Raw genomic sequence first — 22,124 nt, 5'->3', positions numbered from 1 at the left:
AGGCGCCTGTCTGTTTGAAGCCGGCGCCTGTTCGCAAGCTAAACAATATGTGATTCAAGATAGGCTTTTAAAATCACTGCCTGGTTATGGCTTTCATCTTTTGCCCCGTATAATAATGTCACCGTTCCTTCCCGCCCCCAATTCATCAGCCTGTTCAGTTCGGTTCTATCTGCCAGGTTGTCCAGCTCCTGCCTGTACCTGTTTTCAAATGCCGCAAACTTTTCTGCGTCATGGTTAAACCATTTCCGCAGTTCAGTGCTGGGCGCCACCGTTTTCATCCAATCATCGAGATTTGCTTTTTCTTTTGAAATACCGCGCGGCCACACGCGGTCAACAAGCACCCGCCTGCCGTCTCCCTGCCCTGCCTCATCATAAATACGTTTCAGCTTGAACATAGAAAAAAGTCTCCTTCATTTTTTTATCCCATTCCTTTATGAGAATAGCTTACCACTTTTCCATTTATCTGTTCCATCCAGAAATTACACCCCATATTTTTTGTTGCTTCGCTTGTAAAACACACCAGCAGGACAATTGCCCAAGTCTTAATTCCGTTTTACGGCTGGATCAGATACTTTTCGTGCCTGCGCTTCTTTCTCTTGTGAGCGCAGATTTGCATCCCGCTATTTCTGTTGAAGAAGTCTGTCCACGCAATAAGCAGAGCCAGGAGACTTTTTTTCATGATTCATGTGTTTTTGATCCATACTATCTTTAGAAAAGTTTTGCCCTTTGATGCGGTGGTAAAAATAAAGAAGAAGAACATCTTTCGCAACACACTTTTTAAAGAAAGAAGTGGTGAACATGCTGACAGACCAACAAAAAGACCATTTTCGTTCCATTTTGCAGGCTCAGCTGGACGATTTTAAAAAAGATTTAGATCAAAATGACCATTTTCAATTAGAAACCGAACATCCTTATAATTCAGTAGGCGAACTTTCCAGTTATGACAACCACCCGGGCGATACGGGAACGGAATTGTTTGAACAGGAAAAAGATATCGCCCTTAATGACCATGAGGAATACGAGCTGAATAAAATTAAGGTAGCCCTAAAGGCCATTGACGATGGGACTTACGGCAAATGCAAGGAATGCGGCAAGGATATTCCTTTAGAACGGCTGGAGGCCCTGCCTTCTGCGCTTTATTGCAAAGAACACAGCCCGGACCAGACAATTCCGAGGCACCGCCCGGTTGAAGAGGACGTACTCTCGCCGCCGTGGGGTAAATTTGTTTTTGATGGTTCAAAAGATGAATCGGTCGTATTTGATGCGGAGGATTCATGGCAGTCGGTTGCGAAGTGGGGAACTTCCGAGTCACCGTCCGATTTTGAAACCCCGCCCGACAGTTACAATGAAATGTACACAGAGTCGGATGACCATGACGGGTACGTGGAAGACTTTGAAAATTTCTCCGGGACGGATATAGCAGGCAAAAATGTTGCGATCTATCCGAACGAAGAGTACAAGGAATATGAAGAATCCCTTGATGACGCCGATACGATGACGACGTTCGGAGACCTGCCGGGAAATGAAAAGGATCCATATGTGGAAGACGATGATCAGCGTAAACATCAAAAATAAATAAGTCTGGGAAAAAATCAGGTTTGCATTTCGAACCTGATTTTTTTCGGGAAAATTTTTTACTATGAAAGCACTTTTATTTATTCTTTCATTAGTATATTAACGGTTATTTTGTTATAATTTTTACTATATGATAAAAGGAAAACAGCTCCTTTTAGGGAACTGAATCATAAAAACTTTACACTGCCGCTCATACCGGGGGTACAGAATTAAAAATGGAGTGATACATTTGGGCGAAAGATCAAAAAAATATATGCGCGAAACACGCACCGTCAAAACAAGTTATGTGTTCCCGCCGGATACCAACCATCTGGGGACTTTATTTGGGGGTAAATTGATGGCTTACATTGATGATACTGCATCCATTGCCGCAACAAAAATGGCAAGATGCACCGTCGTCACGGCGTCTACTGATTCTGTTGACTTTATTAAGCCAATCCGTGTCGGGGATGTCGTTACGCTTGAAGCGATGGTAAGCTGGACGGGTCATTCTTCGATGGAGGTTTTTGTGAAAATCAGCGCAGAAAACTTAAAAACGGAAGAAACATCAATAGCTGCCATTTCTTTTCTAACCTTTGTGGCCCTAGATGAAAATGGCAAACCAACACTGATTCCTGAGGTGATCCCGGAAACAGAAGAAGAACGGTGGTTAAATGAAACCGCCGAAGTCAGAGCAAAACAGAGAAAGATCAGAAAAAAGCAAAGTGAAGAAATGGCCCGGTATTTATCTAACGCAATCCACTCCATTGAGTAAAATTCCTTTCACGAAAGGAATTTTACTTTTCTGCTTCATTGTGAAAATCTTTACAAAAAAGATTAATATTTGTAAAGATCCTTTGAATATGCCCAAATTTCAAAGGTTTGCCGATTTAATGAAAATGTAATGTAGAAGATTGGAAGAATGTGTAATCGCAAGAACGGACAAAAAACGGCTATAATAGACTGAAAGATGTAGTATTCGCTTCACGATACTTCGCGTATAAAGATGATAAAGGTTAGGTGACATAAATGTTCTCCGGTAATGAAATTGGAATTGATTTAGGAACTGCTAACATTCTTGTATACTCCAAAAAAGAGGGCGTAATTTTGGATGAACCATCTGTTGTAGCGCTTGATAACCAAACGAAACAAGTCATGGCATTCGGCCACGAAGCAAAGGCCATGATCGGCAAGACACCTGAAAAAATTACGGTTGTCCGCCCATTAAAAGGCGGCGTGATTGCTGACTTTGACATGACGACAGAAATGCTGAGACAAATTATGAAAAAAATTAGCAAGCAAAACGGCATCTCGCTGCGTAAACCGAATGTGATTGTCTGTGCCCCGTCCGGCGCAACCTCGGTCGAGCGCCGCGCCATTGAAGATGTGGTAAAAAACAGCGGGGCAAAAACGGTCCACCTTATTGAAGAACCCGTTGCCGCTGCAATCGGTTCGGATCTTCCTGTTGATGAACCGATCGCAAATGTCATCGTGGATATCGGCGGCGGCACAACAGAAGTTGCGATTATCTCTTATGGCGGTGTCGTCACTTACAACACGATCCGGATCGGCGGCGACAAAATGGATGAAGACATCATTCAACACGTCAGAAAAACGTATAACCTGCTTATTGGTGAACGGACAGCTGAAAAAATTAAAATTGAAATCGGCCATTCCTTAATTGAACATCCTGAAGAAACGATGGATGTCCGCGGCCGTGATCTCGTTACCGGCCTGCCAAAAACAATCACTTTAAGCTCCTATGAAATTCAGGAATCGTTGCGCGATTCACTCCTTGCAATTTTAGAAACAATCCGTGCCACCCTGGAAAACAGCCCGGCTGAATTGAGCGGTGATATTGTCGACCGCGGCATTGTCCTGACAGGGGGCGGCTCGCTGTTGCAAGGCATGCAGGATTGGCTGAGCAAAGAAATTGTTGTCCCTGTACACCTCGCACCTAACCCGCTGCAATCCGTTGTGATCGGCACCGGTCGCTCCTTGCAGTTTATCAGCAAAATGACTGCTGCTGCAGCAAAATAAGGCGGAACACTAAAAAGGCGTACATCTGTTTATAAGGATGCACGCTTTTTTAATAGCTTTATCTTGTTTCCTGCTCAACAAAAACCGGCGCCGGCGTTTGTTTACGCTGCGGCGTTTCGTCTTGTTTTTTGCCGGACAGGTTTTCCAGCATCCCGCGAACATCGATGCCGCTTGATGCTTTTAATGTTTCCTGTAAAGTGGACATCAAATCCGTTGTATAGCCGGTTACCTTGTTGGCCCCTCCGTTCGCGCCGCTGCCCGTGTCGACAACGGTGATCGAGTCGATGTTGGAAAGCGGACCCGCTACTTGTTTCGCATATTCAGGCAGCACTTTTAAAATCATATCGAGCACAGCAGCCTCGCCGAATTGTTCGTATGCTTCTGCAATCTTTCGTTTTGCTTCTGCTTCCGCCAAACCTTTGAGCCGGATAATTTCAGCTTCCGATTCCCCTTGGGCACGCTGGGCATCCGCCTTTGCCGTTCCGTCGATGCGGACGCGTTCCCCTTCCGCTTTTGCCATTGCCTCCACCCGGTATTGATGGGCATCTGCTTCCGCTATTTGTTTTAATTTTTCAGCAGCTGCGGCCTGTTCAACAGCATAGCGGTCGGCATCTGCTTTTTTCTTGACCTCGGAATCGTATTGTTTTTCACGGCGCAGAATTTCTTTTTCTTCAAGTTCGATTTGTTTTTGGCGTTCAATAATTTTGATTTCCATTTCCTGCGCGGTGACATCCTGCTTCGAACGCGCCGTTTCGAGATCATATGCCTGGTCAGCTTTTGCTTTTGCGATATCCTGCTCGCGGCGGTATTCTGCAATTTTTAACTGGTTCAGCTTTTCGGCTTCGGCAATTTCCGTTGCTCTTTCCAATTCTGCCCGTTTCGCTTCTTTTGCGGCTTCAGCACGGCGGATTCTTGTTTCTTTATCGGCTTCTGCCGTTGCAATATCAGCATCCCGTTTCACCTGGGCAATCCGCGGCTTTCCAAGTGCATCAAGGTAGCCATTTTTATCTTTCACTTCTTTAATCGTGAAGGATACAATCGTGAGGCCCATTTTCGCCAAGTCCTGGGAAGCAACGCGCTGCACTTCCTGGGAGAATTTATCGCGGTTTTTATAAATTTCTTCGACGGTCATGGATCCTAAAATCGAACGCAAATGGCCTTCAAGCACTTCTTTTGCTTGATTTTCACGGTCTTCTTTTGATTTCCCGAGAAATTGTTCTGCTGCTGTGGCAATTTCTCCGATCGAGCCGCCGATTTTGATAATCGCGATCCCATCTGCCATCACCGGTACGCCCTGTTCGGTATAAACTTCAGGTGTTGTCACTTCCAGTTTGCTCGACAATAAACTTAGCGGCTTTGCTTGCTGGAAAACCGGGAAGACAAACGTACCACCGCCGCGAATAATTTTGATCTTATTCCCGGCTTCATCAACATGGACATTTTTTCCGCCTAAAAAACTTCCTGTGACAATCAAGGCTTCGTCAGGCCCCGCTGTCCGGTATTTTGTAATGAAGACACCGACCAGCGCGATCACTAAAAAGGCGACAATTGCTATGACAATCCAAATTCCAATCATTCCACTTGCGAACATGTTTTTTCCCCCTAATTAATTTTGAAAGGTTTCGTGGTTCAGCCGGTAATGCTCATAAGGCACCACATACAGCACCCCGTTTTTTACTTCGATCACAAGCACCTGCTTTCCTTCTTCAATCGGCAGGTCCTGCATACTTGCTGCCGGTTTTGAAATCGTGCCGGTCATGCTGTCAATGACCACTTCCCCAAACCCGTCTTTTGGAATCGACAGAATCGTTTTCCCTACCCTGCCCTTTAAAGACTCTTCCGTATAGGCTAGCGACTCTTCTGCCGTGGAGAGCGGCACGAGCACAAATACATTCAGGAGCGTATCCAAAGCAAGCGCAATCATCATTGAAATGGCGATAATCAAGATATGGGACAGGTTGGTGGCCGCTTCAAAAATGTATCCGCTCGCAGAAAAAAATGTAATAAAAGCAAGAATCAGTGCCGGGTGGATAAAATGAACAGCATCTGTAACTCCTCCAAGCAAATCATTAAACAGCAAATACAGGACAGTTAAACACCCGGCGGCAATCAAAACAAACAAATATGCCGTTTCAATCGACACGCCAAAAACTTCCATCTGCAGCACATCCCTTCCAGAATGGGATTTTGTTTCGTCCTATACAAAGTATACACTGACGGAGCCGGAAATTCTTCAAAATTTTTTTTAAAAAATGCAAGCCGTACAAAACTTTTTCAAGCACGGGTTATGCGGGCCGATCATGACCATTTTCTACTCCCATGTACTTTTACTACGCTTTATGTGCGGGTTTGGTTTCACAGGACGGCGGAAATATTTCGCTGTGTAATTATGATCGAAAAAGAGTACTGCTCAGTGAAAAACAGTATTCCTTCAGAAGTCGATGCCATGTCAAAAAATCCAGTTATCAAACAGTGACAAGCTTAGGCAACAACAGTATTTTTTCAGAAGTTATGTCATGTCAAAATTATCATACAGAACTCAGTTTGGATCATGATTACGTAAAGATGACTAGTTGCTTTTCTAAAGCGTTATAGTTTGGAAAGGTCGTATCGGCGGTTTTTTCCTGTTCCGGAGTATGGGAGGTTAAGAGATGTGAGGAGACTGTGGGCAATATGAGGTGATGAAATTTGCAAAAAAGATCTTAAATCACGGTTTGTAATAACTGGTCGATAAATTAAAGAAAAATCATGAAGAGCTTGGAAATGAGCATGCTTATCTCGTTTACCGCACTGATGGCAAATCCAAATTCCCTGATTCCTATCCATTGGAGCTGAAAAGCAAGAAGGGCATTGAACTCCCTTTATCAAATCATTTTCCGACAATTGATACACCGTCAAAATATCTGAAATCATTTCATTTTGCTCTCTCATTAGCTGGTTTGAAATATTTTTCATTTGTCTTTGATTAAGCCTGTGGACTGGATACTGTTTCATTATTTTTTCTAGTTTTAAAAAAAGGCTGTCAGCTTTTATTACTTTATCAATTGCTTCAGTGTAAGTGGGATTAATTTTCATAATAGATGATGGGTTGCTAATCACAACTAAAGAACAGATGGGTACACCGGGGAATTTATGTTTTTTTATCCACTCTTTTAAATGCATCTCTTGCTTTAACACCTGCGTTACTGGATTCCGAAATGCTTCCTCCTTACCATTCATCATTCGAATCAGCTGCTCTGATTCAAAATTTAAGATCCCGGATATATTTTTTATCTCTAATATAAGGAAAAAATTTTGAGTAAGTATGAGTGTGTCCATTTGAAAAAAATATTGCTGGTCAATGGGGAGGCGCAAATCATAAAGTATGAGGCTTTCTTTCTGAGGCAATATTCCTACATGGTAATCAACTTCTAATTCTCCTTTATAGCCTGCTTTAATTTTTTTATAATCACTCTCAATGGTAAGGCGTTTTGGATGATTGGCGGATAGCCTTCTAAGAAGCACTTCCAATTGTTTCATCTTTCTTGAAATCTGTCTTTCTTTAATAACCATAGACTCCCTCCTTTTTTATATTAGATTCTTCGAGTCAAGTCTATTCTCCTACCTGATTAGAGAAGTTTTTTTATTTTTTAGCCTTTCCCATTCCAATTTTTGTATGTTTCATCCCAAAACTGAGATTTTGCATTCCGCACATTTTGGTTCATTCCAAAATTGGGGTTTTCCATTCCAAAATGGGTCTTTTCCGTTCCAATTTCCGGGTTTTTCATCCCAAAACTGAGATTTTGCATTCCGCACATTTTGGTTCATTCCAAAATTGGGGTTTTCCATTCCAAAATGGGTCTTTTCCATTCCAATTTCCGGGTTTTTCATCCCAAAACTGGGATTTTGCATTCCGCACATTTTGGTTCATTCCAAAATCGGGGTTTTCCATTCCAAAATGGGTCTTTTCCGTTCCAATTTCCGGGTTTTTCATTCCAAAATATTAGCTCTCTTAAATAAAAAAACCCGCTCCCCAAAGAGCAGGTCCTCACAAAAAAATATTTATCCTAAAGCATGTTCCAAATCCTCAAGCAAGTCTTCAATATCTTCAATCCCGACGGAAATTCGGATCAGGCCGTCTTCAATGCCAAGTTCAAGCCGGCGTTCGCGCGGGATTGAGGCATGGGTCATCAGAGATGGAATGGAAATCAGGCTTTCCACCGCACCCAGGCTTTCTGCTAATGTAAAATACTCGGTTTTTTTCAACACATCCAAAGCTTTTTCCTGATTCGAAACAGTAAACGAAACCATGCCGCCGAACCCGTCTGCCTGGGAACGGTGCAGCTCATGGCCTAGATGGCCCGCAAGCCCCGGGTAATATACCTTTTCAACGGCAGGATGGTCTGCCAAAAATTCCACAACTTTCTTCGTGTTCGATTCGATTTCTTCCATCCGCACGCCCAGGGTTTTGATGCCGCGGATTAGAAGCCAGCTGTCCTGCGGGCCGAGAATACCCCCCGTTGAGTTCTGGATAAAATGCAAATCTTCGGCAAGCTTTTCATCTTTTACCACTACGAGACCGGCCACAACATCGCTGTGCCCGCCGAGATATTTCGTTGCGCTGTGCACCACGATATCCGCACCCAGCACAAGCGGGTTTTGCCAATACGGTGTACTGAAGGTATTGTCAACAATAAATTTTAACCCGTTTTCATGCGCCACACCGGCAATTGCACGCAGATCTGTAATTTTCAAAAGCGGGTTGGTCGGCGTTTCCACATAAATCGCTTTTGTATTCGGGCGGATTGCATCGCGCACGGCGTCCAGATTGCTCGTATCGACAAATGTGACATCAATATTGAAACGGTTCAGCACTTTTGTCATGACACGGAATGTACCGCCGTACACATCATCAGTCGCTAAAATATGGTCGCCGGCAGAGAACAACTGAACCACAGCGGTGATGGCCGCCATCCCGGAGCCGAATGCAAAGCCATGCGTGCCTTCTTCGATATCGGCAATCAGCTTTTCCAATGCTTCACGCGTCGGATTGCCGGTTCTTGCATATTCATATTTAAAATGGCCGACACCGTCTTGTTTGAATGTGCTTGCATGATAGACTGGCACAGAAACGGCACCCGTATACGGATCGCGGCTGATTCCGCCGTGAATGAATTTCGTTTTTTTACGCATCACTGAATCTCCTTCTCAAACAGTTTATCATTTCAAGTTCATCCGCATGGAAACGTAAATGCCCCCATATTTTGCCGGATTTAAAGAATGAAAGTGTATTTTTTATACAGCATAAATACCGCCGCTTAAATAGCGTTCGCTGCTGTCAGGGAAAATTGTCACAATATGGGTGCCTGGTTTTGCCTGTGCGGCTTCCCGCAGGCTTGCTTCCAATGCGGCGCCCGATGAACTGCCGATCAACAGGCCTTCCAAACGGGCCGCTTCCGCTAAGCGTGTAAAAGCCGTATCATCCGGTATCGTCTGGACGGCGTCAAAATAAGCACGGTCCATAAAAGGCGGAAGGAATTCCATGCCGATTCCTTCCGTTCGGTGGCCGTGCACCTCGCCGCCGTTTAAAATCGAGCCCTCGGGTTCAACGATGACAGCCTTTAATTCAGGATTTTTCGCTTTTAAATAGCGGGCCGTACCCATGAAAGTTCCGCCTGAACCGGCACCCGCGACAAAAACATCCACACGCCCGTCAAGTGCATCCCAAATTTCAGGACCAAGCGTCTCATAATACGTTTCCGGGTTTGCAGGGTTCTCAAACTGGCCTGGAAAATAGGCATTCGGCGTTTCTGCAAGCAGCTCCTTCGCTTTTGCAATTGCCCCTTCCATGCCAAGAGCTGTCGGCGTGTTGATGACCTCCGCTCCAAGCGCCCGCATCAGCGTCTGCTTTTCGGTACTGAATTTCTCCGGCACAACAAATACTGCCCGAACGCCAAAGCGGATCGCAGCCAATGCAAGGCCGATCCCTGTATTTCCGGCGGTCGGTTCAATGATCGTCCAACCGCGCTCCAGCTTTCCTTCCGCAAACGCGCGTTCTAAAAGGTAAGCACCAAGCCGGTCTTTAACGCTGCCGCCCGGGTTAAAATATTCAAGCTTTGCGAACAGGCGGACACCCTTTGGCAAAGGAAAAGCCGTAACTTCAACCAAAGGGGTATGGCCAACCAGTTCATGTACATTTTTTGCGTATTTCATTTAAATCGTCTCCATTATTCTGCAAAAACTTGTGCCCATTCATCGCGTTTGGCCAGCATATTTCTGGCAATGGCCTGCGCACCTTCCAGCGAGTGGCTAGCTGCCCAGCCGCATTGTGTTTCATTGCAAGCCGGCACTTCTGTCGCTTTTAACACATCTTTTAACGTTTTTTCAATGATATCCAGCACCTGGTCATAATCATCCAGATTGATCACGGAAAAATAAAACCCGGTTTGGCAGCCCATGGGACTAATATCCACGATTTTGTCAGTGTAATTACGGGCAAATTCCGCCATCATATGTTCCAGTGAATGAAGGCCAGGCATATCCATATGTTCTTTATTCGGCTGGCAGAAACGGATATCGTATTTGCGGATCACATCGCCATGAATTCCTTCTTTAACGCCTGCCAAACGCACAAAAGGCGCTTTTACCTTTGTATGGTCCAGGTTAAAACTTTCTACATTCATTTTCTTTGTGTCAGTCATGATCATTTTCTCCTTTCAATTCTGCATCGATTAGCCATACGAACCGGTTTAACTGGCGGAAAGATACACTAAAATGATGGTCTTCAAAGATGGATGCCAAAACCGGTACGATCGTATAATACTCGCGCTGCAAATCTTCTGCGAGCCGCTTGAATCCGCGGCGCATCGCTTCCTGAATCATTTCTTCTTTTGCTTCCTGTGTAATAAAAATGGTGTCGGCAAACACAATTTTACCGCCCGGATTCAATTGCCTGCTGTAGTTAGAAATTGCAGCTGTTTTTTCTTCATCTGTTAAGTGGTGGAAAGCATAAGTGCTGACAAATGAATCTACTTTCTTTGGAACATGAAAATTTAAAAAATCCCCATCTATTATTTTAACATCAGGATGTTTACTTTGTGCAATTTTTCTCATATTGGCAGAAGGTTCTATTCCGATTACATCCAGCCCTCTACGCAGCAGTTTTGATGTTAAATTCCCGGTGCCGACGCCAAATTCAACGACAGTTCCACGGGCATGCGCCGCAACCGTTTTTAAAATCTTATCATATTGAAAGAATACTTCTTCGTATTCGGCATCATGTCCTGAAACGGTCTCATCATACGAGTAGGACCATTCATCGAAGAGCTCGTTAAATTCCGTGCCCAATCCAATCTCTCCATTCCTATAGAATAACTATGAATTAAATGTACCACTTCTTCCGATTTTTCGCAATCAAACGGGGCGTACACTTATTACCAATTTAAACTTATTTACTTTCCATAAAGCGGATTGTATTTTAAAATATTCTGGGAGGGGTGAGATGTGATGACATTGTTAGATGAAATTCTATCTTTCAACCAGGATTTCGTGGAGAAAAAAGGGTACGAGCCTTATATGACTTCAAAATTTCCGGATAAACACTTGGTCATTTTCACATGCATGGATACGCGCATCATTGAGTTGTTACATAAGGCAATGAACATTAAAAACGGCGATGCAAAAATTGTGAAAAACGCCGGGGCGATTCTGACAAGCCCCTTTGACAGCACAATGAGGAGCCTGCTGGTTGCCATTTACCAGTTGCAGGCGGATGAAGTCTATGTGATCGGCCACCATGATTGCGGAATGACAGGGTTAAAAGGCGAAACCGTGCTCGGACATATGAAAGAACGCGGGGTTGAAGAACAAACGATTGAGGCTCTTACCCATGCAGGTTTGGATCTCGAGGAATGGCTGACAGGCTTTGACCGTGTTGAGGACAGCGTCAGCCGCAGCGTCGGCATCATCAAAAACCATCCGCTCATGGATCAAAAGGTGCCGGTGCACGGGCTGGTCATTGATCCGGAGACGGGTAAGCTCGATTTAGTGATCAATGGTTATGAAAATTAAAAAAGAAAAAGCCAAGTGATTTCTTGCTTGGCTTTTTCCCATTAACCGAAATTTACCATATGCTCAAACGTGACAAACGAAGGCGTCAGTTCCGCTGATGTTTTGTCACAGGTGAATGAAGCTGCCTTATTTTACCCTTAATCTTTCCCCAACGTAGATCGTATAATCGTTATCCAGGTTATTCCATTCTTTTATTTTTTGTACACTTGTATGATATTCTTTGCTTAAAGAATACACTGTATCCCCTTTGGCGACTTTATGGTAAGTAACAGAATTTTTTCTCACAAGGCCGAATGCTTTGGCAAGCCCGTTTACATGCCCCTGCGCTACGTCTTCAATCCAGCTGTTTTTCTTCATTTTTGCCGCATCACTTGCCCGGTCAATAAACCCGTTTTCCGTAAGCAGTGCGGGCATCCGTGATTCCCGCAGCACATGCAGGTCTGCTTCTTTTATGCCCCTGTTTTTTAAGTCGCTTCTTTTTATCACTTCTTGATGGATCGTACGCTGATATTTCGTCGTCGGTGAACCGGAGTCAGGGTAAATATAGCTTTCGAAACCCTCTCCATTCCCGGAATTGATGTGAATGGACAGAAAGAAGTCGGCATTCCATGCATTGGCTGCATTCGTCCGGCTTACCAGTGTAGGATAGCTGTCTCCTGTCCGTGACATTTTCACAGAAACATTCTGGTAGTTATTCACCAATAGCGTCCTGATTTGTCTTGCAATTCTTAAGGTAATGTCTTTTTCTTTGAGCCCGTTTCCCGTTGCACCTGGGTCTCTTCCACCGTGCCCGGGATCCAAAAAAAGTTTAAACACTAATTCTTCACTCCTTGTCAATGTTTTTGCCCGGTCCAGGTTCACTAAATATATATCGATTTTCTTTTCTTTTGGATACTTCCGTGCATGCAGCTTCTTACAAAGCGATTGCGCCTCTAATGCAAGGAGAATGATGGCCCATTCCCGGGGAAAATCCGTGCCCATGGTCGTTCATTGGGGGAATGAAAGCCCGCTCCCAAGAAAAACCCGTACCCATGGTCGTTCATACGGCGAATGAATGCCCGTTCCCGGGGAAAATCCGCGCCCACGGTCGTTCATAAGGAGAATGATGGCCCATTCCCAAGAAAAAGCCTTGCCCATGGTCGTTCATACGGCAAATGAATGCCCGTTCCCAAGAAAAAGCCGCGTCCACGGTCGTTCATAAGGCGCATGAATGCCCGCCTCAGAAGATAATCCGCTCCCATGGTCGTTCATACGGCAAATGAATGCCCGTTCCCAAGAAAAAGCCGCTCCCATGGTCGTTCATACGGCGAATGAATGCCCGTTCCCTTTAAATATCCCAGCCAATTCCAATGATGAACAGGATAACGGCTGTGCCGCAACCCCTTTTTAAATATGCTATTCCGTGTGTAAAAAAGCGAAACGGCGCTCCTCCCGATGAAAAAATTTTCATTTTATATCTAAATCATCAGGCCTGTGTGTGAGAATAAACGTTTTAAATCGTGCAGATAAAAAGGCGGTTTAGACACGAAATGAATAATGTGGCTGGACAAGAACAAAGCTGTTTAGATATGTAATACAGCGGGATAGACCTGATAAATGAAAAAGCCGGCATGAATCGTACGGCCGAAAAAAACACAGTGGCAGACAAAGGGGCTTTTCAAAATACTACTTTTCGTATATAATAATATCTGTGCATTTTACATCACATATATGGCTCCGTAGCTCAGCGGATAGAGCGTCGGTTTCCTAAACCGTGCGTCGGAGGTTCGAGTCCTCTCGGGGCCGCTATAAAAAACACTACAGCCACAAGGGTTTCATCAATTCTGGAATCCTTGTGGTTTTTTCTTTTTGCCCCATTTGGCACGAATTTGGCACGAATTTTTAAAACAGGAATATTTGTTCTCGTTTTTCCATTTAATTAGCCACATTAAAAACAAAATTCCAGCCACAATCAAAATGTCTTTATCCCCATCCGTTAACCATTTCCTTTTTACCCAGTAGGTTCCATAATTCTCCGATAAATATTGAATACATTGTCTGCAATCAATCATGTATACAAACAAAAAGCCCTAACATGTGGGCTTTTTTACGTAACCCCTGTTTACAATTTTGATTGTCCTGGGAGTCGCAGGGGCCCAATCAATCAGGCCCCTGCCCTTCAATTTTTCGAGGTATTTATGTATGGTGCTGAGTGAATGCAAATCGCAGTTCCGCTGGATATCCCGGACGGACGGAGAGTAATTATTTTTTTCGATATACTCTTTTATGTAGTTGAAAATTTGTTCTTCTGTTTTCTCTATCCGCTGCTGTTGCGGTCGAAAGTCGTTTGCTTTCATACGCCATTCCACTTTTCAAGCCCCCCTATTGTATTTACGGAGATGGCCAACCGATAAGATGTTTACCAGCTTAAATGTGCGAAACTGCCTGCGGGTGCAGCAGTATGCCTTAATGGATCCGTCCTCTACATTTAGGACTTTGATAATACGCTGCGATATCTCGCCTTTTTCGCTTATATAGATCATTTCCAATCGCTCGCCAGATTCAACAGCATTAAGCAATAAACTTTTCATCGGTAATCCTCCAATCCGAATATTTGTTCTTATTTTAACACGAACATGTATTCCTTTCAAGGGTATATTTCGAACGTTTATTCGCGTATAATGTGAATGAGGTAAATAAAAATGTGGGCAAAAACAAAGTATTACTTTCGATGGCAACAATCATCGCTGGGAAAGCAGCCGAATGCGCTTGCCAGAACACGTCCAGGCGATAAACAAAATAGGCCCTCGTAAAAGCGAAGGATTTTTTGATTTTTAATTATAGCCGACACAAATAAACAAAATTTTCCCTTTAAAAATAGTATTATTTTTTTAAAATATCTAAAGGAGCATTCATATGGAATGGACAATAGATGATAGAATTTATGATACATTTTGGGAGGCTGAGGAAGCGGGGTTCTCCAGCGTTAGTGATATGGGAGAAGGAAGGGGATTTATTACTCCTGATTTGAAAGTTGCGAGTGTACTTTCTTATGCTTTATGTGGATTACCGGATGTAACATACCTTGTTCATACAGAAGAGTTTCGAGAAGATGGCATTCTTAAATATAAAGTATGGGTAGAAAACAATATTAGATAACAATTTTTATTAGACCATTCCAATAATAGGAATCGTCGTCTTTGTGTTTATTTCATCCAAATCATTTTTCCAATCAAATAGTATAACTACTATCAAAATGGTTCCAAGACTTGACCAATCGTGGCGCCATACTTTTTAGCCAGCTTATTTATCACATCTCTACGGAACTACCTTACAATACACTGCACCACTTGCCGATTTTAATATTACTTAGAAAAGCAATATTTTGTACCGGGGTGCCATGATAATCGCTTGTTTTGGTTACAATACCATCTTCAATCGTTAATTTCGCACAATTCTGTATATATAACTTCTTTTTAAATATATTTGCCCACCACAAATATACAACCAAATAATTGGGCAATCTAAATAAAGAAATAATCTTGATCATAAGAGGGGAGAATCGTGTGATGACAGTAAAAATGCAAGGAATCGCTCGTATTGCTTTAGTTGTGTTTTCATGGTCAACACTCATATTTTTTGGAAAAAACAATATGAAAAGATTTTTTCCTGCAACTTTGGTACTGGTTCTATTTGAAATAATAAATGGAATGATTGGAAAAAAACGTAAATGGTGGTTTTTTTATAATAAACCCCATTCACATTTATTTGGTGAGTTTCCTTTTTATATTGGGCCATTCTTAACAAATTCATTGTGGATACTAAAATGTACATATGGAAACTTTAAAAAATTCATTCTAACCAACGCGGCAATTGACTTTTTGTTTACTTTTCCACTAATAAAGTTATTTGGAAAAGTAAAATACATTTCTTTAAAGAAGTTAAATCATTTTCAATTCTTCCTTTATTACTTTTATAAAGCATTTCTACTGTATGGAATTCAATATCTATTCGAAAAAAATTATGCCCTTAAAGACGGGAAAAATAATCATTAAAGAGCTGGAGAGTGGACAGCTTTTAAAAAATTGAAAACGGTAACCTCCACGTATCCTCTTTTTCACAAAAAAAGGATGAAAACACCAAGAGATATTGGTTTTTCGCTGCGATTGACTCATGCCATGTTCCAATTTTCTATATTCCTTGCTAAACTTTTGTTCCAAGCTGGAAATTGCCCGTACTGTACAAAATCCCAGCCCTCAGCTTCTGCCTGGTCAAATCCGCTTTCCTTGATCCAACCGTAGCCGTGTAACACTTGTCCGGTACCGGCAAGCAAACGCGCCCGCTTTTTTCCATATTTATTAACTCCCCATGTTTCATCTCCATTGGCACTTTAAAAAGTATGCTTCGCCGGTTTCCGCAGAATCAGCGAAATTTCAATTTTTTTGCAAATCGTTAAATAGTGCATCATCATAAGCAGGAGTGCTCCGGTATTCATGGCGATAATAACCCCGGCCATTTGGTACTGGGGATTGGCGCCGAGAAAATAAATCATCCCGTACGAAACAATGGTGGACCAGACGAAATGGGCCAAAGCATCGCGGATCAGCCCGAGCCCGATCAAAAATGCCTGCATCGGAATCACAAAATAATGGAATAAAAAATACGGCCACAACAGTCGCACATAAACAGATGCAGCTGATGAATGGGAAAACAATTGCGCCAGCGGATCCGCAAAAGTGTAGATCAAGATCACAGCCGGCAAACCGTAAAGAAATGTCATCATCATCACCTGTTGCAGCAGCTTCTGTAATGTAACCCCATCCCGTTTGGCATAGGCTTCCGCAACTGTAGGGATCAATACGGTGGAGAAGGAATGGGCGATAAAAGCGGGAAAAAATCCGATCGTGAATGCGATACCTGCCATGAGGCCGAAATGTTCGTTTGCCATTGTTTCCGTCATGCCTGCTTTTATGAGCACCCATTTGATCAAAAACGGTTCAATTGCACTCGTAATGGAATGGATGATACGCATGCCGGTTGTCGGCAGGGAAACAGCCAGCAGATTTTTCCGTATTACCCGGCCGCTCAGATAGGTCTGTTCCTTTTTCTTTAGCATTTTCAACTGCAGCACAAACATGTGGATAAAATAAAGCATGACAACAAGGTCGCTGCCGACTAACGTGCACAAGGCAACAAAAATGGACAACTCCAAGTCAAAATGTATCCAGTGATAAAGGAGTACAAGTAAAATTAGCTGCATCACTTTACGCAGAAAATTAGCGGTCGCGATTTTACCCATTTGCTGGACGCCCATAAAATAGCCTCGTGCAATGGAGGAAAAAGCAACGATTGGAATCAACGCTATGATCAACCCGCGGATATAGGGGTGATAATGCTTGAAAATCGGAATGACGGGAAGCAAAACGAGTGCGGCGCCGATTAATACAAGCGTAAATAGGATCGTAAAACGAATCGTATGCTGGAGCATATGATAGTGATATTTTTTTTCTTTTTCAGCGACAAATTTTGAAATTGAAATAGGCAGCTCCATGCTCGATATGGTGACGATAAGAAAGATCACCGGCAATATCGACATGTACAGCCCCATTCCATGTTCGCCGAGTTCATTGGCCAGTACCATATTGGTTAAAAATTCAATACATTCCCCGATTAATGCAACCCCCATCAGCAAGAATGCTCCCTTGAAAAACACAGCCATGTTCTGCCACTGCTCCTTATCTCGAAAAACTTTTTCAATATTAAAGGATATGAGACAAGTCCGGAGAATATTTCAAATGAAATGGTACAGCCGCTCAGAAAGCTCTCTTTTCGTGTTACAATATTGCTAAAAGCACTTTGCTACCGTTCTGACGGGAGGAAAAAATATGTCTGAAGAACAGGTTATCCAGAAGAAAAAAATCATTGTGACAAAAGAAAGATGTACCGAAGACTTCCACAAGCTGGGATTAAAAAAGGGGATGACCGTGATCGTTCATTCTTCTTTAAGTTCAATGGGCTGGGTTTGCGGCGGCGAGGTTACCGTGATCCAAGCCTTAATGGAAACCATTACAGATAAAGGGACCATTATCATGCCGGCACAAACGACGAATAATTCAGATCCTTCTTTTTGGGAAAACCCCCTTGTTCCGGAAGACTGGTGGGATACGATCCGTGAAACAATGCCTGCTTTTGATCCGCGCATCACGCCGACTTACGGGATGGGCAGAATTGCAGAACTTTTCCGGACGTATCCGGGTGTGTTACGAAGCAGCCATCCAAACTGTTCTTTTACGGCATGGGGCAAGTATGCCGAATATATGGTTGCAGAGCATTTCCTTGATTTTCCTTTTGGCGAACAATCCCCGCTTGCCCGCATTTATGAAAAAAACGGCTATATTCTGCTTCTGGGCGTGGATTACCATTCCAATACATCTATGCACCTCGGTGAATTCCGCTCCAACCGGTACACAAAAGTGTACACAATGAACTGCGCCATGATGGAAGATGGCAAAAGAGTGTGGGGAACTTACCGGGACTATGAGAAAAACTCCGATCTTTTTAATAAAATCGGCAGAGCCTTTGAAAAAAAACACATGGTCGAGACCGGCCTCATTGGTGCGGCACCCGCCAGACTCATCAGGCAGCGACCTTTAGTAGACTTCACCGCACGTTTTTTGGATGAATACGCTGTGGAAAACCAAAATAAAGCAGATAACTAGACGGTTATCTGCTTTATTTTATGCGATTTTTCATGCCCGGCCAACTGCTTTCTGTCCGATACTGCGGTAGGTCAACTGTGCTATTTTGCTTGTTTACTATGCCATTTTCCTTACCCAAACCGGCTTTCTTTCTTGTCCGGCACTAAAAGCAGGCCAATTGGATGCAGGTCTTCTGCTATTCCGGACCTGGCATCCTGCAACGGCTCTCCCTAAAATATATGTCAACCTATTTTAATTTTATGTTGACATATGTCCAAAAATTTTTTAAGCTTTAAAGGATGATATTTTAACAGGAATAAGGAGGATTCATTACTATGGCAGGAAAAAAGTTTCGCGCCCTTGACCTTTGTTATGCGGCCATTTTTGTCGCACTGATGGCAATTGGGTCAAATATTACGTCCATCGTGCCATTTCTGGTCGTTGGAGGGGTTCCAATTACATTGCAAACATTTTTTGCTATCCTTGCAGGCGCCATACTTGGAAGCAGGCTCGGCGCTCTTTCAATGGCAGCCTATATGATCATCGGCTTATTGGGAGCGCCGGTCTATGCCCGATTCAGCGGGGGCTTTCAAAATGTTCTCAGCCCTACTTTCGGATTCATTGTCAGCTTTATCATTGCGGCCTATGCAGTTGGAAAAGTCATCGAGAAGCATAACCATCTTTCAGCCTACTTCACGGCCGCCATTATTGGACTAATCATCAATTATCTTATTGGCACCAACTGGATGTATGCCGCTTATAAAATTTGGGCGCAGGCACCGCAGGCTTTTAGTTATAAAATCGCCTGGATCTGGATGGCCGTGCCGCTTCCAAAAGATATTGTTTTATCACTGTTTGCCGGCTGGATGGCACACCGTATCCGCTCAGTTTCCCCGCTTATCGCGTTAAAACGATAGGCTTGCCTTTTGTAACAATGACGGTATGTTCCACTTGCGCAACCAGGCTCCCGTCCGGCGTTTTATATGTCCAGCCGTCGCCAGTTTCGACGACTTCTTCTGCGCCGGTTGAGACAAATGGTTCAAATGCAATGACCATACCGTCTTTTAATAGATCCGTGTCCTCAGGATCATAATAATTTAAAATGTATTCCGGATCCTCATGCAGCGCTCTTCCTACTCCGTGTCCCGTTAAATTCAGCAGTACATTAAATCCGCTTCCATACGTCTCTTTTTCAACCGCACGCCCGATCTGATTCTGTTTTTTGCCTGCTCTTATTTTGGTTAAGCCCCGTTCAAATGCCCTTTCTGCACATTCGCAAAGCGCCGTTAACTCCGGATTGCCTTTTCCTGCCACAAAAGAAATCCCTGTATCGGCATAATAACCGTTTAACGAACCTGACACATCGACATTAACCAGATCGCCTTCCTGCAACACTTTGTTACCCGGAATGCCGTGGGCAACTTCATCATTAACACTAATGCAGGTGTAGCCGGGAAAATCATATTCTCCTTTTGGCCCGGAAATTGCCCCGTTTTCCGCAAAAATCCGCCCGGCCAGTTCGTCCAATTCCTTCGTTGTCACGCCTGGTTTTGCTTTTTCTTTTAATTCATCCCTTATGAAAGCCACCAGCCGGCCGATTTTTTTTAATCCTTCCAAATCTTCTTCTGTTTTAACGATCATGCCAATCGTTCCCTTCAATTTCAAAATACACCATTCGGACCTTTCCATTATATCCAGAAACAATAACAGGAAGCAAAAAACGGCGTTTATTTTTTTACGTGCACCGGCCTTTCCATTTAGGAACAAAATAAAGATTGGCAGCACCCGCTTTTCTTCATAAGCCAATCCAAATAGAATAAGTTTGAAATTTATGTCGATTATGTAATCTTTTTGTAATACTATTTAATGTTCACGTAACCAAAATTCCGACAATCATTTGGTATATTTATATACAAGAATAATAGACAGAGGTGGAAAAATGAAAAAAGTTGCTCCAATACTACTGGCGATCATGATAAGTTTTGGGTTTTTATTACCATCAAAGGCAGCTGAAGCCGCCAGCTATTCTCCATCTAAAGTGATAAAGACAGCGAAACATTATATTGGAACACCATATAAATGGGGAGGCACGACACCATCCGGCTTTGATTGCTCAGGTTTCGTGAAATATACATATAAAAAGAACGGAAAAAATCTCCCGCGAACTGCAGCAAGTATGTATAAAAAAGGCAAAAAAGTCAGCAAGTCAAAATTAAAACCGGGAGATTTGGTTTTCTTCCATACTTATAAGAGATCTCCGTCACATGTTGCGATTTATATTGGACATAATAAAGTGATCCATTCTGTTTCCAAAGGGGTAAAAAACGACAGCCTCAGCAACCCTTACTGGAAACCAAGATATATTGGTGCAAAAAGAATATAGTCCCCAAAAACTTCGGTAGCCTTGCCGTTGTTTTTTTTTTGCATTCTGTTGCGTAAAAACTATTTATATTTTTTACCCGCTCATCGTAGTGGCAAAACTCCGGGTGATGGTTTAACCCGGAATTTTTCTTTTGCAAACACAAAAAACAATCGGGAACTAGTCCCGGTTGTTTGTTGTGTATTCGACAATTTCTCCACGGATAATGGAGCTTTTCTTTACATTCAGATTTCGTTCTTTTGCGTATTTTTTCAACATGCTTTCTTCCCTGGGCGTGACAAGCGAAAGGACTGTACCTGCAGTTGTGGAGCCAAGCCTGCCCGTCCGCCCTGAACGGTGGACGTACTGGGAAACATTTTCTGCCAGATTAAAGTGGATCACATGTGTAATCGTAGGTATATCCAAACCGCGGGCGGCCACATCCGTTGCCAGCAGCAGCTGCAGTTTCCCATTTTGAAATAAGCGGACCGCTTTTTCACGTTCCTCTTTTCGTAAATCGCTGTGCAGTTCGCCGGCCGCAATACCTTTAAATTTCAGTTTTTCTGCCACAACGGATACATCCCAGCGGTCTTTCATAAATACGAGTGCCCGGACTTTTTCCATGCGGGCAATTTTACGGACCAGTTCGACTTTATCGCGGGCCTCACAGACAACATAAAGATGCTCAACCGGTTTGATCGCTTTTTCTTCCTTTATCTGAATCAAGGCTGGATCCTTCATCATGGTTTTGGCTTTTTGGACAGCCGATTCGTGCAGCGTTGCCGAAAAAAGCAACAGCTGGCGGTCTTGTAATGTTGATTTGATGATTTGTGCAATCGCACCGCTGTGTTCCGGTTGCAAAAGCTGGTCCCCTTCATCCAGGATAATCGTTTTAACTTCATGCATTTTCAGCTTTTTCTGCCTGATTAGTTCAAGCATGCGGCCCGGAGTTCCAACGATGATTTGCGGGTGTTTTTTCAGTTTCTCGAGCTGGCGTTTTAAATTGGCACCGCCAATAAATGATGCGCTTTGAATGCCGCTGCCTTCAGCCCATTTTCCAATTTCCGCCAGTATTTGCATGACCAGTTCTTTTGACGGCGCCAGAATGACGGCCTGGGCGTTCTTATTGCCGGGCTGGATCTGATTGAGTACAGGCAGCAGGTAGGCAAGGGTTTTACCTGATCCTGTAGGCGAACCGGCGATCACGTCCCGGTGGCACATAATTTCCGGGATGGCTTCTTTTTGTACAGATGTTAAGTGCTCAAATGCGGCTTTTTTCCAAGCCTGTTGCAGAAAAGGCTGCAGTGTCTCTATCAGTGTTTCAGTATTGGCCATATTTTTCTCCTTACATTCAATTCAGGTTCTTTTTATTCCACATTGCAAACGATGTTGCAGTCACAAGTTGAACCATATATTTCAATTCAGTTCTTTTTATTCTACACTAC

General features: G+C 43.3%; 23 protein-coding genes and 1 tRNA gene. 10 read left to right on the top strand and 14 right to left on the bottom strand.

Going from position 1 to position 22,124, the window contains the following annotated elements; translation table 11 throughout:
* Positions 1–38: 38 nt before the first annotated feature.
* The gene (locus C232_RS0109725) at positions 39–395 is read right to left on the bottom strand and encodes a DUF488 domain-containing protein (RefSeq protein ID WP_018663829.1); all 357 of its coding nucleotides are present in this window, start codon (positions 393–395) and stop codon (positions 39–41) included.
* A gap of 403 nt (positions 396–798) precedes the next feature.
* Between C232_RS0109725 and C232_RS0109720 the strand changes: the two genes are divergently transcribed.
* From C232_RS0109720 to mreBH, 3 genes are all read left to right on the top strand, one after another.
* Positions 799–1,575: a TraR/DksA C4-type zinc finger protein gene (locus C232_RS0109720; protein WP_018663828.1), complete on the top strand. Its 777-nt coding sequence runs from the start codon at positions 799–801 to the stop codon at positions 1,573–1,575.
* 229 nt (positions 1,576–1,804) lie between these two features.
* Positions 1,805–2,329 (top strand): acyl-CoA thioesterase, encoded by a 525-nt coding sequence (locus C232_RS0109715; RefSeq protein ID WP_018663827.1) that lies wholly within the window; start codon positions 1,805–1,807, stop codon positions 2,327–2,329.
* Between the two features lie 254 nt (positions 2,330–2,583).
* The gene (mreBH, locus tag C232_RS0109710; protein ID WP_018663826.1) at positions 2,584–3,594 is read left to right on the top strand and encodes a rod-share determining protein MreBH; all 1,011 of its coding nucleotides are present in this window, start codon (positions 2,584–2,586) and stop codon (positions 3,592–3,594) included.
* Between the two features lie 58 nt (positions 3,595–3,652).
* On the opposite strand, the gene C232_RS0109705 is transcribed toward mreBH, so the two are convergent.
* The 7 genes from C232_RS0109705 to C232_RS0109665 all read right to left on the bottom strand — a co-directional run bounded on the left by C232_RS0109705 (position 3,653) and on the right by C232_RS0109665 (position 10,920).
* On the bottom strand, positions 3,653–5,185 hold the full coding sequence (locus C232_RS0109705; protein ID WP_018663825.1) for a flotillin family protein: 1,533 nt from the start codon (positions 5,183–5,185) through the stop codon (positions 3,653–3,655).
* A gap of 15 nt (positions 5,186–5,200) precedes the next feature.
* Positions 5,201–5,752, bottom strand: a complete 552-nt coding sequence (locus tag C232_RS0109700; protein WP_018663824.1) for an NfeD family membrane protein — start codon at positions 5,750–5,752, stop codon at positions 5,201–5,203.
* 431 nt (positions 5,753–6,183) lie between these two features.
* Positions 6,184–7,146, bottom strand: coding sequence for a nuclease-related domain-containing protein (locus tag C232_RS0109695; protein WP_018663822.1), 963 nt, complete (start codon positions 7,144–7,146; stop codon positions 6,184–6,186).
* 489 nt (positions 7,147–7,635) lie between these two features.
* A complete protein-coding gene (locus C232_RS0109680) occupies positions 7,636–8,766 on the bottom strand; it encodes a bifunctional cystathionine gamma-lyase/homocysteine desulfhydrase (protein WP_018663819.1) in 1,131 nt (376 codons plus the stop codon).
* A 102-nt stretch (positions 8,767–8,868) separates the two neighbouring features.
* Positions 8,869–9,786 carry a PLP-dependent cysteine synthase family protein gene (locus tag C232_RS0109675; protein ID WP_018663818.1) on the bottom strand — a complete coding sequence of 306 codons (918 nt, stop codon included), beginning with the start codon at positions 9,784–9,786 and terminating at the stop codon, positions 8,869–8,871.
* 14 nt (positions 9,787–9,800) lie between these two features.
* Entirely contained in the window at positions 9,801–10,274 is a 474-nt protein-coding gene (locus tag C232_RS0109670; RefSeq protein ID WP_018663817.1) for an S-ribosylhomocysteine lyase, read from the bottom strand.
* A complete protein-coding gene (locus C232_RS0109665; RefSeq protein ID WP_018663816.1) occupies positions 10,267–10,920 on the bottom strand; it encodes a class I SAM-dependent methyltransferase in 654 nt (217 codons plus the stop codon). Before C232_RS0109665 ends, C232_RS0109670 begins: the two co-directional genes overlap by 8 nt.
* A 159-nt stretch (positions 10,921–11,079) precedes the next feature.
* Between C232_RS0109665 and C232_RS0109660 the strand changes: the two genes are divergently transcribed.
* Positions 11,080–11,643 (top strand): beta-class carbonic anhydrase, encoded by a 564-nt coding sequence (locus tag C232_RS0109660; protein ID WP_018663815.1) that lies wholly within the window; start codon positions 11,080–11,082, stop codon positions 11,641–11,643.
* A 126-nt stretch (positions 11,644–11,769) separates the two neighbouring features.
* On the opposite strand, the gene C232_RS0109655 is transcribed toward C232_RS0109660, so the two are convergent.
* On the bottom strand, positions 11,770–12,459 hold the full coding sequence (locus C232_RS0109655; protein ID WP_026314556.1) for an N-acetylmuramoyl-L-alanine amidase family protein: 690 nt from the start codon (positions 12,457–12,459) through the stop codon (positions 11,770–11,772).
* Between the two features lie 896 nt (positions 12,460–13,355).
* On the opposite strand from C232_RS0109655, the gene C232_RS0109645 reads away from it, so the two are divergent.
* Positions 13,356–13,428 (top strand) — tRNA-Arg (locus C232_RS0109645).
* A 284-nt stretch (positions 13,429–13,712) separates the two neighbouring features.
* Here the strand turns inward: C232_RS0109645 and C232_RS0109635 are convergent.
* Positions 13,713–13,979 carry a LexA family protein gene (locus tag C232_RS0109635; protein ID WP_155891560.1) on the bottom strand — a complete coding sequence of 89 codons (267 nt, stop codon included), beginning with the start codon at positions 13,977–13,979 and terminating at the stop codon, positions 13,713–13,715.
* A gap of 15 nt (positions 13,980–13,994) precedes the next feature.
* Positions 13,995–14,213 carry a hypothetical protein gene (locus C232_RS0109630; RefSeq protein WP_018663809.1) on the bottom strand — a complete coding sequence of 73 codons (219 nt, stop codon included), beginning with the start codon at positions 14,211–14,213 and terminating at the stop codon, positions 13,995–13,997.
* Between the two features lie 325 nt (positions 14,214–14,538).
* Between C232_RS0109630 and C232_RS0109625 the strand changes: the two genes are divergently transcribed.
* Together C232_RS0109625 and C232_RS0109620 are read left to right on the top strand one after the other, a co-directional pair.
* Complete coding sequence (locus C232_RS0109625; protein ID WP_018663808.1) at positions 14,539–14,781, top strand: hypothetical protein; 243 nt, start codon at positions 14,539–14,541, stop codon at positions 14,779–14,781.
* A 410-nt stretch (positions 14,782–15,191) separates the two neighbouring features.
* Positions 15,192–15,677: a hypothetical protein gene (locus C232_RS0109620; RefSeq protein WP_018663807.1), complete on the top strand. Its 486-nt coding sequence runs from the start codon at positions 15,192–15,194 to the stop codon at positions 15,675–15,677.
* 335 nt (positions 15,678–16,012) lie between these two features.
* Here C232_RS0109620 and C232_RS0109610 read toward each other — a convergent pair whose 3' ends face one another.
* Positions 16,013–17,341, bottom strand: coding sequence for a polysaccharide biosynthesis protein (locus tag C232_RS0109610; protein WP_018663805.1), 1,329 nt, complete (start codon positions 17,339–17,341; stop codon positions 16,013–16,015).
* A gap of 166 nt (positions 17,342–17,507) precedes the next feature.
* On the opposite strand from C232_RS0109610, the gene C232_RS0109605 reads away from it, so the two are divergent.
* Both C232_RS0109605 and C232_RS0109595 read left to right on the top strand, forming a co-directional pair.
* On the top strand, positions 17,508–18,341 hold the full coding sequence (locus C232_RS0109605) for an AAC(3) family N-acetyltransferase (RefSeq protein ID WP_018663804.1): 834 nt from the start codon (positions 17,508–17,510) through the stop codon (positions 18,339–18,341).
* Positions 18,342–18,655: 314 nt separating this feature from the next.
* Positions 18,656–19,237 (top strand): biotin transporter BioY, encoded by a 582-nt coding sequence (locus C232_RS0109595; RefSeq protein WP_018663802.1) that lies wholly within the window; start codon positions 18,656–18,658, stop codon positions 19,235–19,237.
* Here the strand turns inward: C232_RS0109595 and map are convergent.
* Positions 19,218–19,961: a type I methionyl aminopeptidase gene (gene map, locus C232_RS0109590; protein ID WP_026314553.1), complete on the bottom strand. Its 744-nt coding sequence runs from the start codon at positions 19,959–19,961 to the stop codon at positions 19,218–19,220. The genes C232_RS0109595 and map overlap by 20 nt on opposite strands.
* Positions 19,962–20,259: 298 nt before the next feature.
* Here map and C232_RS0109585 point away from each other — a divergent pair, with 298 nt between their 5' ends.
* Positions 20,260–20,703: a C40 family peptidase gene (locus C232_RS0109585; protein WP_018663754.1), complete on the top strand. Its 444-nt coding sequence runs from the start codon at positions 20,260–20,262 to the stop codon at positions 20,701–20,703.
* Positions 20,704–20,859: 156 nt separating this feature from the next.
* Here C232_RS0109585 and C232_RS0109580 read toward each other — a convergent pair whose 3' ends face one another.
* Positions 20,860–22,014, bottom strand: a complete 1,155-nt coding sequence (locus tag C232_RS0109580) for a DEAD/DEAH box helicase (protein ID WP_018663751.1) — start codon at positions 22,012–22,014, stop codon at positions 20,860–20,862.
* Between the last annotated feature and the right edge of the window lie 110 nt (positions 22,015–22,124).

Source organism: Heyndrickxia acidiproducens DSM 23148 (assembly GCF_000374345.1).
Lineage (GTDB): Bacteria > Bacillota > Bacilli > Bacillales > Bacillaceae_C > Weizmannia > Weizmannia acidiproducens.
Note: the sequence above shows the minus strand (reverse complement) of the source record. Positions and strands in the feature narration are given on the sequence as shown.